Below are 14366 nucleotides of genomic sequence, written 5' to 3' on the forward strand. Positions count from 1 at the left end.
CCGATGGAAAGGAAATCCCTTGCAGGTTCTCGTTCGAGACAACAATGTCGACCAGGCACTCCGGGTACTGAAGAAGAAGATGCAGCGCGAAGGTCTCTTCCGCGAAATGAAGGCCCGCAGCGCCTTCGAAAAGCCTTCTGAAAAGCGCGTGCGCGAAAAGGCCGAAGCCGTTCGCCGCCTGCGCAAGCTGGCTCGCAAGAAGATGCAGCGCGAAGGCCTTCTGCCGATGCCGAAAAAGGCTGCTATTCGCCCCGCTCGCTAATGGCCTCACCCGCGGCCTGCGCCCTCGCTTGGGCGCAAGCCGTCCTCCGTCCCCTTTCGGAAGGCTGATCCCATGACCGCGACCAAAGACAAATTCTTCAAGCCCGGTAAAGTCGATGCCCGCGACAAGGCGGCAACGACGGACCATACCGCGCGCGCCATCATCGCAGCGGAATCGACCGCGCGTGACAAGAAGACCGAGAAGCTGAAGGCCATGCGCATGCTGCGCGAAGCCGAGGCAAGCCCGGACGTGCCGGCAAAGCCGGCCAAGCGGGCGACCAAGAAGGCCGCGCCGAAGGCCGGCTGACGGCTTACCGCGCCGGCCCCTTCTTTCGGTGGCAGCACCGTTTCCCCGACATTGCCCGACAGGCCCCAATTCCTCACCGACGCCGCGCAGGCGTTGCGGATGCGGTCGGCCGCGTTCTAAAAGATCAGCCAGGCGCCCTCCGCCCGTTCGGGTGAGCGAGTGTTCGACGGTAGAAACGGAAAAGCACGACAGATGATCTGGCACAAAAGCGGCGGTTCGATTTCCTCCTATGCCGGCGGCGCCGCGTTGGCGGCCCTTTTGGGCGGCTTCGGCCTGATCGCCGACGAGGTGAGCGAAGGCGAGACGATGACGATCGATCAGGCCGTGCTTCTGGCGCTGCGCACGCCCGGCGACCCGGCCGATCCGATCGGCCCGGCCTGGGTGGAGGAGGCCGCCCGCGACATCACCGCGCTCGGCAGCTTCTCGGTGCTGTTCATCTTGATCACCGTGGTCGTCATTCATCTCTTCCTCATCGGGCGGACACGCACGGCCTGGTTCCTCACGGTATCGGTGATCGGCGGCACACTCTTGAGCAGCGGGCTCAAATCCCTGTTCGACCGCCCTCGCCCAGATCTCACGGGCGTCGCGCGCGTCTTCACCACCAGCTTCCCGAGCGGCCACGCGACCGTTTCGGCCGTCGTCTACCTGACGCTCGGCGCTTTGCTTTCGGAAATGGCCGAGAGCCGCGGCCAGAAGATCCTCTATCTCGGATCGGCGGTGCTGCTCACCGTGATGGTGGGGCTCAGCCGCGTCTATCTCGGGGTGCACTATCCGACCGACGTGCTCGCCGGATGGTCGATCGGCGCCGGCTGGGCGCTTGCCTGCGCAATGCTCGCGCATCTCTACCGGCAGCGCTCCGCAGCCAGGGCGTAGCGGGCGGTCGCGGCCAGGGGCCGGCGACCGCCCGGATGCCTTACTTCACCGGCTTGATCGAGGCGATGATGCCGACGAAGTCCTTGAGATGCTTTTCCTGGTCGCCCTTCGATCCCCAATAGGTCATCAGCAGGAGCTTGCCCGGCCTGGGCGACATCATGGTCACGCCGACCGAAACCGGGCCGTCCTCGTCCTCGCCTTCCCATTCGATGGTCGAGACGTCCATGCCGTTCAGCTTGTTGTCGGTCTCGCCCTGCGTCGCCTGGTCGACCTTCACGCCGTTCTCCTCGAGGAAGGCGAAGATGTCCTCGATGATCTTGTCGCTGGTCTGTTCCTCCGCCACTTCGATCGAAAGATAGACGGCATCGTCGCCGGAGACGGCTTCGACGCCGTGGTCGATTTCGGTCGGGTTCCAGCTGTCGGGAATGGTGACGCTGGCGACCGGTGCATCGGCGGGGAGCCGGATTTCGGCCGCGAGTGCTGCGACCGGCAGGGCGAAGGCGAAGAAGGCGGCGATGAGGGTCGATTTCATGAGCATATCCGTGGTTGAAACAGCGCTATCCGGGACACGGCAAGGGCCTCGTCGGTTCCGGCGCCGGAGACATTACAGAATTCTGATGAAAATCGGGCAAGGGCGATATGGATCTCGCCCGGTCCAATTCTGGTTGGATCGGGCGAAATCGGATCACGTCAGGGCGGGTTCGCGGCGGACCGTCAGCGCTTCGACGCGGTGAGCGCGAAATAGGTGCCCTGCGGGTCCTCGCATTGCAGGATGAAGCTGCCGCCGGGGACGGATTCGGGTCCGAAAAGGATCTTGCCTCCGGCCTGCTTCACGCGCTCGACCGCTGCATCGATGGCATCGACCGTGATGTAATAGCCCCAGAAGGGCGCGGTCACCATGGGCGGCTTGGTCATCATGCCGCCGATCGCCTTGCCGCCCTTGGCGAAGCACTGGTAGATCCCCATCGCGCCCATGTCGACGGCCATGTCCTTTTCCCAGCCGAACATGTTCTGATAGAAGGCGAAGGCCTCCTCGCCATTGCCGGCCATCAGTTCGGCCCAGCCGAACGTGCCCGGCGTGCCGGCGGCGGGTTCCGGCGGCATCGGACCTTCCGGCATGATCACCTTGAGGAGGCTGATCACGGCGCCCTGCGGATCGGCAACGACGGCGAAGCGCCCGACGCCGGGAATGTCCTCCGGCGCGTGACAGACCGCGCCGCCATTGTCGGCGAACTTCTTCGCCATGGCATCGACGTCGTCGACCGCGACGTAGCCCGTCCAGTGGGGCGGAATGCCCCTGGCCTTCATGTCCTCGGTGAGCTGCATCATGCCGGCGACACCCATGTCGTAGCCGGGAACGCCGAGGATCGTGTAGTCGACGCCGGGCATGCCGCTGTCCTTGGCCGTCCAGCCGACGACCTTGGTGTAGAATTCGGCGGCGGACGCCGTGTCGGTGGGCATCAGTTCGTACCAGATGAATGTGCCTTGCATGGCCCGTTCCTTTCTTTTCTGTGGCGGAATAGAGTTCAGTTGCACGCCGTTGAGCACGCGCCGGTGGGACGGTCAGCCCCGGGCCGCGGCCTCGAGACCGGCGATGTCGAATTTCACCATCTTCAGCATCGCCTCGGTGACGCGCTTGGCCCTGGCCGGATCCGGATCCGACATCAGTTCGCCGAGCCTGGTCGGCGTGATCTGCCAGCAGAGCCCCCAGCGGTCGCGCAGCCAACCGCACTGCTCGGTCGAGCCGCCCTCGCTCAGCGCGTTCCACAGATGGTCGATCTCCTCCTGGCTGTCGCAGCCGACGATGATCGAGAAGCTGTGGTTGAACGGATCGAGCGGCCCGGCCTCGATGGCCATGTAGCGCTGGTCGCCAAGGGTGAAGCCGGCGAGCTTGACGCTGCCGGCCGGGCCGCTCGGCGTCTCGGCGGGGATGGCAGAAATCCATTCGATCGAGGAGCCGGGAATCAGCGAGGTGTAGAAGCTGACCGCCTTTTCCATGTCTTTCTCGAACCAGAGATGTTGGGTGACCTTCATCTTGCTCTCCTTTGCTGCCGATCGGCCCCGCGGGGCTTTCGATGGGATGTACAAGTCCGGGCGAATATGGACGGACGACCACGGCAGCAGTCCGGTGTCGGGTCGAGGCTCATGCCCGGCGCTGCATTTCGCTGGTCATGAACGTCTTGAACGTGCCGTCCGGCAGGCGCACGCTGCCGGAGAAGGTGCGGCGGCCATCATCGATGAAGCTTATGACATCATGATAAACGTCGGTCTTCTGCGGGTCCTCGAAGCTCGGGCCTTCCGCCTCCAGCGTCAGCGTCTTGCCGTCCGGCTCGATCCAACCCTTGTAGATCCAGAGCTTGTCCATCATGGAACCGATCCAGGTGCCGACATATTGGCCGAGCCTAGGGTCGTAGCCGAGCGTCATGACCATCTGGCCGGGATTGCCGTCGGGCATGGCGCCCCTGCCCTCGGCCACGAACCACAGCCCGCCGACCGAGCGGACCGTCTCCGTCCAGACCTTTGCCGGATCGTTCGGATCGTAGTTTTCATGGCCGGAGCTTGAGGTGACGACCCAGTCGCCGACGAGCTTTTCAAGAAAGCGGTGCTCCTCGCGGGGCTTGGAAAATTCCATGACTTCTCCTCCTCGGTTGGGGCAGCCTTCAATGGCAGCAGGTCGCCGCCTTCGGGCGCGTCTCGTATTCGTCGTGGCGCTTGACGAAGTCCATGGTCGACCCCTCGTTGCGGCCGAGCGGGGCGCAGTCGAGGATCATCATCGTGCCGAGCATTTCCTCGCCGCCGCGGGCATAGTTGGAATAGGTGTGGTAAACCGTACCGTCTGTATCACGGTAGAAGGACGAGAGACCCGGAAGTTCGTCATGGGCCTGCTCGGCCGGCGTCTCGCGAAAATTGTAGGTGACCGGCCCGGCGGCAAGCTCCTCCTTGGTGAAGGAGACGTGGTAGTCGAAATTGAAGTCGGAGCCGAAGGACGACACCCAGGGGAAATGCCAGTCCATGCGGCGCTTGTAGGCCTCGATCTTGTCGAGCGGGGCGCGCGACACGCAGACGAATGAAACGTCGTGGTTGTTGAGGTGGACGATGGCGCCGTCAAGATGATCGGCGAGGAAGGAGCAGCCGGGGCAACCGGCCTCCCAGTCCGGGCCGAACATGAAATGGTAGACCACCAGCTGGCTGCGTCCGTCGAACAGCTCGGCCAGCGTCTTGCGGCCGGTGGGCGTGGTGAAGACATAGTCCTTGTCGACCTTGACCCAGGGCAGCGCCAGGCGATCGGCATTGATCCGGTCGCGCATCCGGGTCATTTCCTTTTCCTTCATGAGAAGTGTGCGGCGCGCTTCCAGCCATTCATCGCGGGATACGACAGAATGTTCCATTCTTCCCTCCTCCAGGACCGGTTTCATCTTGACAAATAGGTTGGTATCAACATATTTGATACATGTCAACCGAGCCCCTGATTCCGTATTCCACGACCATCCATGTGCGCGATACGTGCCTGTGCCTGCATGCCCAGCGGGCCGCGCGGGCGCTGGCGCGCCGCTTCGACACCGCGCTGAAGGCGCTCGGGCTGACCAACGGCCAGTTCTCGCTGATGATGGCGCTGAACCGCCCCGAGCCGCCGCCGATGGGGCCGGTGGCGCAGTTGCTCGCCATGGACCGCACGACGCTGACGGCAGCGCTGAAGCCGCTCCAGCGGCGCGGCTGGGTGTCGATCGAGACCGATCCGAAGGACCGGCGCGGCAAGCGGCTGCGCCTCACCGCCGACGGCGCCGCCGTACTCTCGGCCGCCGTGCCGATCTGGCGCGAGACCCATGCCGCCGTCGAGGCCGAACTTTCGTCGGGCGACGCCGACGGATTGCGGCGGGATCTGCTGGAGATCGCGCGGTAACGCTGCGACCATCCCCTCTCCCCGCCTGCGGAGAGAGGGTTAGGGTGAGGGGCAGGCGATAAGATCGCCTACACCGATCCTGCTATTGCGGCGCTTGAGCGCTGTGCTCCGCCGGAAACGGAAACATGGCAATCCCCCCTCATCCGCCTGCCGGCACCTTCTCCCCGCAGGCGGGGAGAAGGACGCAAGATCCTTACCCGAACCTTCCCTTCAACCTCGCATCTCCGGCAAAATCGGCGATCGCAAAGCCGACAAGCCGGCGGGGGAAGTCGCAGAGCGCCTGGACGCCGGAGGACGAGAGCCGGATGCGCCAGGTCTGGCGTTCGACGGGCTCGCGGGCGGCGAAGGCGTTTGCGGTCAGGAGCGCGATGTTCCTGCCGCCTTTCGGATCACGGACCGAACGATAGAGGATCGCCTCGATCCCGCCGGCCCGCGCCGTGTCGGCGAGCGCCTGGCAGGCGGTATAGTCGAGCGGATCGGTCCAGGCCGGCTCGTCTTTCACCAGGGGCGGCACGGTCAGGTCGATGGCACGCTCGGTGGCGATCCGGGCGGAAAAGGCGGTGTAGTCGCTGGCATTGGCGGGCAGCGGCGTGGCGGGCGATTCGGCGTAGAACAGCAGGCGGTAGAAGGCCATTTCGGCGAGCGCCGTGTCGACCTTTTCCGCCGCGTAATAGACGCCGAGCGTGCGCCCGGCGCGGCGGAAGCGCGAACCGTGCGGATAGACGCCGCCATAGCGGAACGGCGTCGCCAGCAGATAGTCGAGCCCGGCGCATTCGGGCGGAAAGGCCGGCTTGGTCTCTTCCAGCAGGCTTTCGAGCAGGGTCTGCTCCTCGACGCTGTCGACCAGTTTCATGGTCGAGACCTGATGCTGCGCCTCGACCAGCCGCCAGAAGGCGCCTGCGATGACGGCAGCCTCAGACGAGAGCGCGGCGGGCGTCCAGGTAGGCAAGGACATCGACGAGGCCCGAAACGGTTGCGATCTTGGTGAGGGGCGCGCCGCCGAGCACGGTGTTCTCGGCCTTCAGCCAGGCGCGCGCGACGGCCTCGTCGCCGCCGGTGATGGCATCCAGCGAGCGGAACAGGCGGATGAACAGCAGCGACAGTTCAAACGGCTTGGTGCCGCGTTCGAGACGGAAATCCAGCCGCTTCATGCGCGATATGCTGGCCTCCGACACGCCGATCACGGTCGACAGCTGGCGCGCCGACAGCCCCAGCCGATCGGCGGCGGCGATCACCGCCTTGGTGACGGTCGCGGCTTCCGAGACGGGCGGTTTTGCATATTCGAGCGGTTGATGCAGCATGGCGCGATCCTTTCCTCGGAAAGAATATAGTGCATTTTTGTCTGCAGGAGAAGATAGAAAACTGGGGTGGCGAATCGATGGGGGTCTGCCCCTCATCCGCCTGCCGGCACCTCGGCCGGCCCTTCGCTTGGGCTCAGGGCGTTCGTCGTTCGAAACGATTCACTGGAACGTTTCGTCGGCTGCGCCGACCATTCCTCACCCCCGCAGGCGGGGAGAGGGTCAGGGTGAGGGGCAAAGGTCGGCGGAACGCGAGCGGATGATGGTGAGCGACAGGTCCGCCCGCCCTCGCCCTTCGAGGGTCGCTGACGCTCCCGCCCCAGGGTGAGGACTCACCATTTGCCTGAACACGAGCCGACATAAGAAAAAAGGCCGGCGTGAGGCCGGCCTTCTGGCGGTGGATCGGTTTGGAAATGCAAGGAGGCGATGAAGCCGGGCGGCAATCCTACTGCCTACTGCCTACCCACCTCAGGCAACCGAGACCGGAACCTCGGTCGAGGTGCGCATGGCGTGGCTGTAGGGGCAGACGATGTGGGCGGCGGCGACCAGCTTTTCGGCCAGGGCGCGTTCGATGCCCGGAAGGTCGGCGGTGATCGCCACTTCGATGCCGAAACCGGTGCCGTCTTCGCGCGGGCCGATGCCGACGCGAGTGGTGATCTTGGCGTCGTCCGGGATCTTCACCTTTTCCTTGCCGGCGACGAATTTCAGCGCGCCGAGGAAGCAGGCGGAATAGCCGGCGGCGAACATCTGCTCGGGATTGGTGCCGGTGGCGCCATCACCGCCGAGTTCCTTCGGAACGGTCAGCGTCACGTCGAGGACGCCATTGTCGGAAACGGCGCGGCCGGCGCGGCCACCGGTTGCGGATGCCTGGGCGGTGTAGAGGATTGCCATGGAGATGCTCCTTGTTTCGCGTTGGTATGCGTGCTATATATTGCGCAATTCAATCGTGCGCAACTTATTTTTTGCACATTGCCCCCGGGCCGAGAATTGACGACAGTTCTCCCGGGGATCTTGAAAGGGGCTTCGTCGACGGACATGAATGATGCGGATCTGGAAAAGGAACTGACGCTCGATCGCCAGCTGTGCTTTGCGCTCTACGGCGCGGCACATGCCTTCAATCGGGCTTACAAGCCGCTCCTGGAGCCGCTCGGCCTCACCTATCCGCAATATCTGGTAATGATGGCGCTGTGGGAAGAGGACGGGCTGCAGGTCAAGGCGCTCGGCGAGAAGCTCGGACTCGATTCCGGCACGCTATCGCCGCTGCTGAAACGCCTCGAACAGGCCGGCTATGTCGAGCGCCGGCGCGACACGATCGACGAACGCCAGGTGTTCATCACGCTGACCGAACCCGGACGGGCGATGAAGTGCCATGCGGCCAAGATCATGCTGGCGATCGGCGAACATACGGGCTGCACCATGGGCGAAATCGCCACGCTGCGCGACAGCCTCAACACGTTGAAGAAGCGATTGAGCGCGCTGGAATAGACGGGGCCGGCCGGCCCTCTTCCGTCGTGAAGTAGCCAGGCGGGTCCGGACCGCAGCGCGAATTTTGCCGGCGACGGCGACATGCGCCGCTTCCACAACGCAATCGGCGCCCGCGGCCGAGGCCGGGGCGCCGACAAATCAAAGAACAGACGGCAATCTCACTGCCAGACGAGAACCCGCGCCTTGTTCGGCACGCGCTCGTAGAGGTCGATGATGTCCTGGTTGAGCAGGCGCACGCAGCCCGACGAGACGGCCTTGCCGATCGAGTTCCATTCCGGCGAGCCGTGCAGGCGATAAAGCGTGTCCTCGCCATTCTGGAAGATGTAGAGGGCGCGCGCACCGAGCGGGTTTTCAAGCCCCGGCGGCATGCCGCCATTGTCCGCCGAGTATTCGGCAAGCTCCGGCTTGCGGGCGATCATCTCGTCCGGCGGGGTCCATTTCGGCCATTTCTGCCGCCACTGGATGACGCCGGTGCCCTGCCAGGCAAAGCCCTCGCGGCCGATGCCGACGCCGTAGCGCATGGCCGTGCCGCCCGATTCGACGAGATAGAGGAAACGGGACGGCGTATCGACGACGATGGTGCCGGGCGGCTGGCCGGTCGGATCGACGACGCGCTGGCGATAGAAGCGCGCATCGATCTTCTGATAGGGCACGGCCGGAATGACATAGCCGCCGTCATAGATCTCGCCATACATGGCATCCAGCTCGGCGGAACCGCCGGCCAGGGGCCGATCGATGACGCTGCGGCCGTCGCGGTAGGTGATGGTGGTGGCCACGCCGCGGCCGGACGGACCGGTGGAGGCGCAACTGGCAAGCAGGCTTGCGGCGCCGACGCTGGACAGGGAGAGAAAGGCGCGGCGCGAAAGGGGATCCGAAGAACGCATGGACAAAGAAGCTTCCTGTGAACGACAAGGCGGAGGAACGCAGCTAAAGACGCGAGCGTCAGCTTTGTTCCGATCATGACGCAATGCAACAGGAAAGCGGCAGAGTTGCAACCGCTATTGCCGGTCAACTCTTCGGGAGGCCTTCGTTTTGCGGCCGCGCGTGGCGGGCGATCTACAATCCGCTCAGATCACCACGATCGGCGCCTTGGCGCCCACCCGGTCGTAGAGGTCGATGACGTCCTGGTTGAACATGCGCACGCAACCCGACGAGGTCGCCTTGCCGACCGACTGCCAGTCGGGCGTGCCGTGGACGCGGTAGAGCGTGTCCTTGCCGTCCTGGTAGATATAGAGGGCGCGGGCACCCAGCGGATTGTTGAGGCCGGCCTCGAGCCCGCCCTCCGCCGCCGAGACGCTGCGCAGATCGGGCTGGCGCGCCACCATCTCGTTCGACGGGGTCCAGTGCGGCCATTTCTGCTTCATCTGGATCGTGCCGCGGCCCGACCAGGCAAAGCCGTCGCGGCCGATGCCGACGCCGTAGCGGATCGCCTTGCCGCCCGCCTTCACGAGATAGAGATAGCGCGCCTTGGTATCGACGACGATCGTGCCGGGGGCCTCGTTGGTCGAATAGTCAATCTCCTGGCGCAGATAGGAGCGGTCGACGCGGTCGAGCGGGATGGCCGGCAGGGTATGGCCGTCGTCGCGAATCATGTCGTACATCACCCGGTGCAGCGGATTGCTGACCGGCAGGCCGTAGGTCTGATGGAACTGGGTCGTATAGAGTTCGCGCTTCTGCGGCACCGGCTGCGGATCGGCAGGCTGGACACGGGCCGGATCATAGTAGACCGGCGCCACCTCGTCCTGGAAGACGTCGATGTTCATGCGGCTGGTGTCGGTGACGAAGAGGCAGCCGGACAGCACAGACAGCAGGGCCGTGCCGGAGGCGAGAGCGAGCAAGCGGCGCGCACGCGCGCCGGTGCCGGCCGAAAGGAACTGCTTGGAGGATCGCTTGGACAACATCGTTCACCGCTTCATGCCGAGATATTGCCGGCAGTCTGGCAAACGCGGCTGGCGCGAAGCTGTCCTGAAGCATTCGCGCCGGCCCGACCGTCTCCCCCTGCCCTACTTCCCCTTGCCCGCGACCGGCAGGCGCACGTTCTTCAGCATCAGCGCGGCGACAAGGCCGATGGCGACGATGCCGGAGGCCGTGAGGAAGAGCGGGAAGAAGGCTCCCGCATAGGCTTCGGCGACCGCAGCCCGGCTCGCCTCCGGCAGGGCGCCCAGCATTTGCGGGGTCAACTGCTGGAAATCGGCGACACCCGGGATCTGGTTGGTCAGATGCGACAGGCCCGAGCCGATGATCGCGCCGTAGATCGAGATGGCGATCGCCGCGCCCGACATGCGGGCGAGCGTCACCGTGCCGGTGGCGGCACCGACGTCGTCACGTGCGGCCGCGTTCTGCACGCCGAGCACCGGCACCTGCTGGCCGATGCCGATTCCGATGCCGTGCAGCAGCATGACGGCCGCGATGACGGCCACGGGCGTTCCGGCCTGTATCTGGCTGAAGATCGCCAGGCTGACGACGCCCACGGCGGTGGAGGCGATCGAATAGGGCTTGTAAAGCCCGCTCTTCGAGATCCGCCGCCCGGCCCAGAGCGAACCTGCGGCTATACCGCCGGTCATGGCGATGAACAGCAGCCCGGCAAAGGTCGGAGTCAGCCCCGTCGTGGTCTGCAGGAACAGCGCGACGTAGTTGACCGAGCCGATGCCGATCGCGCCGGAGACCAGCGAGATGACCAGCATGAGATTGATGGTGCGGTGGGAAAACAGCGACAGCGGCACGACGGGTTCGGCGACGCGCCGTTCGACGGCGATCCAGCCGAGCGCGCACAAGAGGCCAAAGGCGACGACAACCAGGCTTTCCGTGGCGACCAGCGAGCCGAAGATCTGGGCGCTGTCGGCCCACAGCACGACGCTGGCGACCGCACCCGCCAGCAGGATCGCGCCGGCATAGTCGATCTTCGGCCGGCGGTGCGGCTTGCGGTAGGGCAGCAGGACGGCGAGACCGGCCAGCACCAGGATGCCGATCGGCAGATTGACCAGGAAGATGGAGCGCCAGCCGAACAGGTCGCTGAGCGTGCCGCCCAGCACCGGGCCGACCGCGCCCGAGGCCATCAGCGCGAGGCTGGAATAGCTCTGGTAGCGCGCCCGCTCGCGGGCCTCGAACAGGTCCGCATTGATCGAGAAGATCGACACCATGATGCCGCCGCCGCCGAGTGCCTGCAGCACGCGGGCGGCGATCAGCGTGTCCATCGACACCGCCAGGCCACAGACCAGCGAACCGAGGGTGAAGATCGCGACCGCCGCCATGATCACATATTTGCGGCCGAACAGGTCGCCGAGCTTGCCGTAGAGCGGCATGACCGCGCTCGACGTGAGCAGGTAGGCCGAGCCGACCCAGCCGAAGCGCTCGAGTTCGCCGAATTCGCCGACAATGGTCGGCAGCGCGGTGGAGACGATCTGGTTGTCGAGAGTCGCCATGAACAGCGCCGTCAGCAGCAGCACGAAGACGATGACGCGACGGCGGGGGTCGGGGACGAGAGAGACGAAGGGCGAGGCAAGCGGCTCGGCGGATGCCGAGGCCGTCGTGACCGTCGGCGGGTTGGATTTCATGTCCATGGCGGGGGTCCAGGTTTACAGTTCGTCAATTTATGTGCTTTTAGCATATATTTGTCAATCGCACTTACATGATGCAGGCATGAAATTTGTTGGATCGCGAGCGAACATCTGCTATCAGGAGCCATGACCGACGATCACACACCTCCCCCCTCGCCCGGCACGCAGCACGCTGCCGACGCCATTGCCAGCATCGGAAGCTCGATGGGGCGCCTGCGGCTGATGATCGGCCGGCGTTTCCTCGGCAACCTGGTGATCAGCCGCGTCGGCGGCGGCATGGAGCTTTCGCATCTCGACGTGGTGGGCACGGTGCGGCGGCTTCAAGCGACACAGGAGGCGACCGTCGGGGCGATCGCCGAGGAGCTGCGGGTCGATCCGTCGCGATCGAGCCGCATCGTCGCCGATCTGGTCCGCCAGGGATTGCTGAAAAGGGAAGTTTCGCAGGAGGACGCGCGACGGACCATCGTCGTGGTCACGCCGGTCGGCCAGGACCTGTTGAAAAAGGTAGACGAGGTGAAGCGGGACACGATCCGCGACGTCGTTTCGGACTGGCCCGAGGAGGACATCGCGCGCTTCGCCGAACTCTACGACCGCTTCATTTCCGGTTTCGACCGGCGCCGGCAGCTGTTCGAGATGGAATCGCAGGACGCGACAGGCGGCGGTGAAGACTAGGCCAAGCCGCCGCGAAGAAGAATCGAAAGTATTGCCGACCGCCCAAAACGATCCGACCGGCCCGTCCATTGAAAGGACGGAGCCGGTCGTGCCGTGCGCGCATGCAGCCACGATCCGCCGGCGTCAGTCCGCCCCAAGGGACGCCGGCAGGCGCAGCGCGCGGTCAAACGCCGCCGTCAGGCCGGCGTCGAAGGGGAATTCATTGCATTGTACATCTTGCGGCCGAGGATGGCGGCGATCGGCAGGGCGGCGATGCAGCCTGCTGCGAACGCACCGGCAATCTGCCACGGTTCCATCATCTTCATGGCGAGCACGGCCGTCACTGCCCCGCCGGCCAGTACCGTTGCGACGAGAATATAAAGCACTGCAGAAAGACGAAGCATCAAGCCCTCCATCGATTTACTTTCTGGAGTGAAGACTAGACCTTGCAGAGGCCATGGCATTGATCTGGCGCAAACGGTTCCGGCCGGACGGACGATGGATGATTTGTCGCAACCCGGCTTGCCGCGTCCGGCGCTTTCGGCCAAGGTTTCGCCGATCGGATGCCCGGGCAACCGTCGCTGGCCCGTGGGGCCGGTCTTCAACAGGGAGCGATGATGCTGAAAAGGCGTGTCATTCTGGGTGGTCTGGCAAGCCTGCCGGCCTTGCCGCTGGCCTTTCCCGCCAGGACTGCGTCCGCCCAGGCGCAGCCGATCGCCGCCGACCTGCGCGGGGCGCTGGATGCGGCAGAAGCCGGGATCGTGCCGGGCGCCGCCGACAACCAGAGCCGCAAGCTGCAGGCGCTGCTCAATGCCGCAGCGGCCAGCGGCCAGCCGGTCTTCCTGCCGGCCGGCGCCTACGAAGTCTCCAATCTCGAACTGCCCGACGGCACAAGGCTGATCGGCGTGCCGGGCGCCACCCGCCTCTCCTACAGTGGCGACGGCCATCTGGTGACCGCGCGCGACGTTCGCCATGTCGCGCTGTCGGGCATCACGCTCGACGGCGCCAATCGCTGGCTCGCCGACTATGCCGATGCGCTCGTCTCCTTTCGCGCCGTCGACGCGGTGCAGGTCGTCGACTGCGAGATCGTCGGCAGCCGCAAGCATGGCCTGCAACTGGAGCGCTGCGGCGGCCGGATCAGCGACTGCCGCATCACCGGTGCTGCCGATGCCGGGCTCCTGGCGATCGAGACGAAGGCGCTGACGATCAAGGACAACGACGTCTCCGACTGCGGCAATGGCGGCATTCTGGTGCATCGCTGGACCAAGGGCGAGGACGGCGCCATGGTGAGCGGCAACCGTATCGCCCGGATCGGCGCCCGCGCCGGCGGCACCGGGCAGAACGGCAACGGTATCAACCTGTTCCGCGCCGACAATGTGCTGGTTTCGGGCAATCATGTTTCCGACTGCGCCTTCTCGGCGATCCGGGCCAATTCGGCGTCGAACGTCACGATCGCCACCAACCAGTGCCTGCGCTCGGGCGAAACGGCGATCTATGCCGAGTTCTCTTTCGAAGGCGCGCTGATCGCCGACAACCTGGTCGATGGCGCGGCCAACGGCATTCTCGTCGTCAACCTCGACCAGGGCGGCCGCCTGTCGACCGTTTCCGGCAATATCGTGCGCAACATGAAGCTCGAGGGCCCCTACAGCCATGACGGCGCCGGTTTCGGTTTCGGCATTGCGGTGGAGGCGGACACGGTGGTGAGCGGCAACGTCATCGAGAACGCGCCGAAATGGGGGCTGATGCTCGGCTGGGGGCCCTATCTGCGCGACGTGGTGGCCAGCGCCAACATCATCCGCAACTGCCCGGTCGGCATTGCGGTTTCCGTGGTCGAAGGCAGCGGCACGACGGTGGTTTCCGGCAATGTGATCGGCGGGGCGAGCGACGGCGCCATCCTCGGCTATCGCTGGAACGACAAGGCAGGCGGCGAACTGATCGACGGTGGCGGAAACTACGGGCACCTGACGATCGAGGGAAACCGGCGCGGCTGAGGGTGAGGCCGCGGCCGCCGGGGCGCCACCTGACCGGCAACG

19 protein-coding genes are annotated in these 14366 nt (G+C 65.2%); 7 read left to right on the forward strand and 12 right to left on the reverse strand.

The window, feature by feature from the left end; genetic code table 11:
• Positions 1 to 19 precede the first annotated feature (19 nt).
• From rpsU to AC07Y0_RS13170, 3 genes are all read left to right on the forward strand, one after another.
• Positions 20 to 262 (forward strand): 30S ribosomal protein S21, encoded by a 243-nt coding sequence (gene rpsU / locus AC07Y0_RS13160; protein ID WP_115671123.1) that lies wholly within the window; start codon positions 20 to 22, stop codon positions 260 to 262.
• 72 nt (positions 263 to 334) lie between these two features.
• Positions 335 to 568 carry a hypothetical protein gene (locus AC07Y0_RS13165; RefSeq protein WP_498677912.1) on the forward strand — a complete coding sequence of 78 codons (234 nt, stop codon included), beginning with the start codon at positions 335 to 337 and terminating at the stop codon, positions 566 to 568.
• 192 nt (positions 569 to 760) lie between these two features.
• A complete protein-coding gene (locus AC07Y0_RS13170; protein WP_498677913.1) occupies positions 761 to 1441 on the forward strand; it encodes a phosphatase PAP2 family protein in 681 nt (226 codons plus the stop codon).
• 40 nt (positions 1442 to 1481) lie between these two features.
• On the opposite strand, the gene AC07Y0_RS13175 is transcribed toward AC07Y0_RS13170, so the two are convergent.
• From AC07Y0_RS13175 to AC07Y0_RS13195, 5 genes are all read right to left on the reverse strand, one after another.
• Positions 1482 to 1973, reverse strand: coding sequence for a histidine kinase (locus AC07Y0_RS13175; protein WP_498677916.1), 492 nt, complete (start codon positions 1971 to 1973; stop codon positions 1482 to 1484).
• A 182-nt stretch (positions 1974 to 2155) separates the two neighbouring features.
• Positions 2156 to 2932, reverse strand: coding sequence for a VOC family protein (locus tag AC07Y0_RS13180; RefSeq protein ID WP_498677919.1), 777 nt, complete (start codon positions 2930 to 2932; stop codon positions 2156 to 2158).
• A 72-nt stretch (positions 2933 to 3004) separates the two neighbouring features.
• Positions 3005 to 3475 carry a VOC family protein gene (locus AC07Y0_RS13185; protein ID WP_498677921.1) on the reverse strand — a complete coding sequence of 157 codons (471 nt, stop codon included), beginning with the start codon at positions 3473 to 3475 and terminating at the stop codon, positions 3005 to 3007.
• 109 nt (positions 3476 to 3584) lie between these two features.
• Entirely contained in the window at positions 3585 to 4073 is a 489-nt protein-coding gene (locus AC07Y0_RS13190) for a DUF1579 domain-containing protein (RefSeq protein WP_498677923.1), read from the reverse strand.
• Positions 4074 to 4101: 28 nt separating this feature from the next.
• Complete coding sequence (locus AC07Y0_RS13195; protein WP_498677925.1) at positions 4102 to 4830, reverse strand: DUF899 domain-containing protein; 729 nt, start codon at positions 4828 to 4830, stop codon at positions 4102 to 4104.
• A gap of 62 nt (positions 4831 to 4892) precedes the next feature.
• Between AC07Y0_RS13195 and AC07Y0_RS13200 the strand changes: the two genes are divergently transcribed.
• Positions 4893 to 5342, forward strand: a complete 450-nt coding sequence (locus tag AC07Y0_RS13200; RefSeq protein WP_498677928.1) for a MarR family winged helix-turn-helix transcriptional regulator — start codon at positions 4893 to 4895, stop codon at positions 5340 to 5342.
• Between the two features lie 193 nt (positions 5343 to 5535).
• On the opposite strand, the gene AC07Y0_RS13205 is transcribed toward AC07Y0_RS13200, so the two are convergent.
• The 3 genes from AC07Y0_RS13205 to AC07Y0_RS13215 all read right to left on the reverse strand — a co-directional run bounded on the left by AC07Y0_RS13205 (position 5536) and on the right by AC07Y0_RS13215 (position 7531).
• Positions 5536 to 6297, reverse strand: coding sequence for an RES family NAD+ phosphorylase (locus tag AC07Y0_RS13205; RefSeq protein ID WP_498677932.1), 762 nt, complete (start codon positions 6295 to 6297; stop codon positions 5536 to 5538).
• Complete coding sequence (locus tag AC07Y0_RS13210) at positions 6257 to 6643, reverse strand: antitoxin Xre/MbcA/ParS toxin-binding domain-containing protein (RefSeq protein WP_498677933.1); 387 nt, start codon at positions 6641 to 6643, stop codon at positions 6257 to 6259. Before AC07Y0_RS13210 ends, AC07Y0_RS13205 begins: the two co-directional genes overlap by 41 nt.
• Positions 6644 to 7108: 465 nt before the next feature.
• Complete coding sequence (locus AC07Y0_RS13215; RefSeq protein ID WP_498677935.1) at positions 7109 to 7531, reverse strand: organic hydroperoxide resistance protein; 423 nt, start codon at positions 7529 to 7531, stop codon at positions 7109 to 7111.
• Positions 7532 to 7675: 144 nt separating this feature from the next.
• On the opposite strand from AC07Y0_RS13215, the gene AC07Y0_RS13220 reads away from it, so the two are divergent.
• A complete protein-coding gene (locus AC07Y0_RS13220; RefSeq protein WP_498677936.1) occupies positions 7676 to 8125 on the forward strand; it encodes a MarR family winged helix-turn-helix transcriptional regulator in 450 nt (149 codons plus the stop codon).
• A 158-nt stretch (positions 8126 to 8283) separates the two neighbouring features.
• On the opposite strand, the gene AC07Y0_RS13225 is transcribed toward AC07Y0_RS13220, so the two are convergent.
• The 3 genes from AC07Y0_RS13225 to AC07Y0_RS13235 form a co-directional block, all read right to left on the reverse strand.
• Positions 8284 to 9009, reverse strand: a complete 726-nt coding sequence (locus tag AC07Y0_RS13225; RefSeq protein WP_498677938.1) for a L,D-transpeptidase — start codon at positions 9007 to 9009, stop codon at positions 8284 to 8286.
• A 183-nt stretch (positions 9010 to 9192) separates the two neighbouring features.
• Complete coding sequence (locus AC07Y0_RS13230) at positions 9193 to 10026, reverse strand: L,D-transpeptidase (RefSeq protein ID WP_498677941.1); 834 nt, start codon at positions 10024 to 10026, stop codon at positions 9193 to 9195.
• A 102-nt stretch (positions 10027 to 10128) separates the two neighbouring features.
• Entirely contained in the window at positions 10129 to 11685 is a 1557-nt protein-coding gene (locus tag AC07Y0_RS13235; RefSeq protein ID WP_498677943.1) for an MDR family MFS transporter, read from the reverse strand.
• A gap of 123 nt (positions 11686 to 11808) precedes the next feature.
• Between AC07Y0_RS13235 and AC07Y0_RS13240 the strand changes: the two genes are divergently transcribed.
• A complete protein-coding gene (locus tag AC07Y0_RS13240) occupies positions 11809 to 12354 on the forward strand; it encodes a MarR family winged helix-turn-helix transcriptional regulator (protein ID WP_498677945.1) in 546 nt (181 codons plus the stop codon).
• Positions 12355 to 12530: 176 nt separating this feature from the next.
• On the opposite strand, the gene AC07Y0_RS13245 is transcribed toward AC07Y0_RS13240, so the two are convergent.
• Complete coding sequence (locus AC07Y0_RS13245; RefSeq protein ID WP_498677948.1) at positions 12531 to 12737, reverse strand: hypothetical protein; 207 nt, start codon at positions 12735 to 12737, stop codon at positions 12531 to 12533.
• 213 nt (positions 12738 to 12950) lie between these two features.
• On the opposite strand from AC07Y0_RS13245, the gene AC07Y0_RS13250 reads away from it, so the two are divergent.
• Positions 12951 to 14324, forward strand: coding sequence for a TIGR03808 family TAT-translocated repetitive protein (locus tag AC07Y0_RS13250; protein ID WP_498677950.1), 1374 nt, complete (start codon positions 12951 to 12953; stop codon positions 14322 to 14324).
• Positions 14325 to 14366 lie beyond the last annotated feature (42 nt).

The organism is Allorhizobium sp. GW101-3B10 (assembly GCF_059424725.1).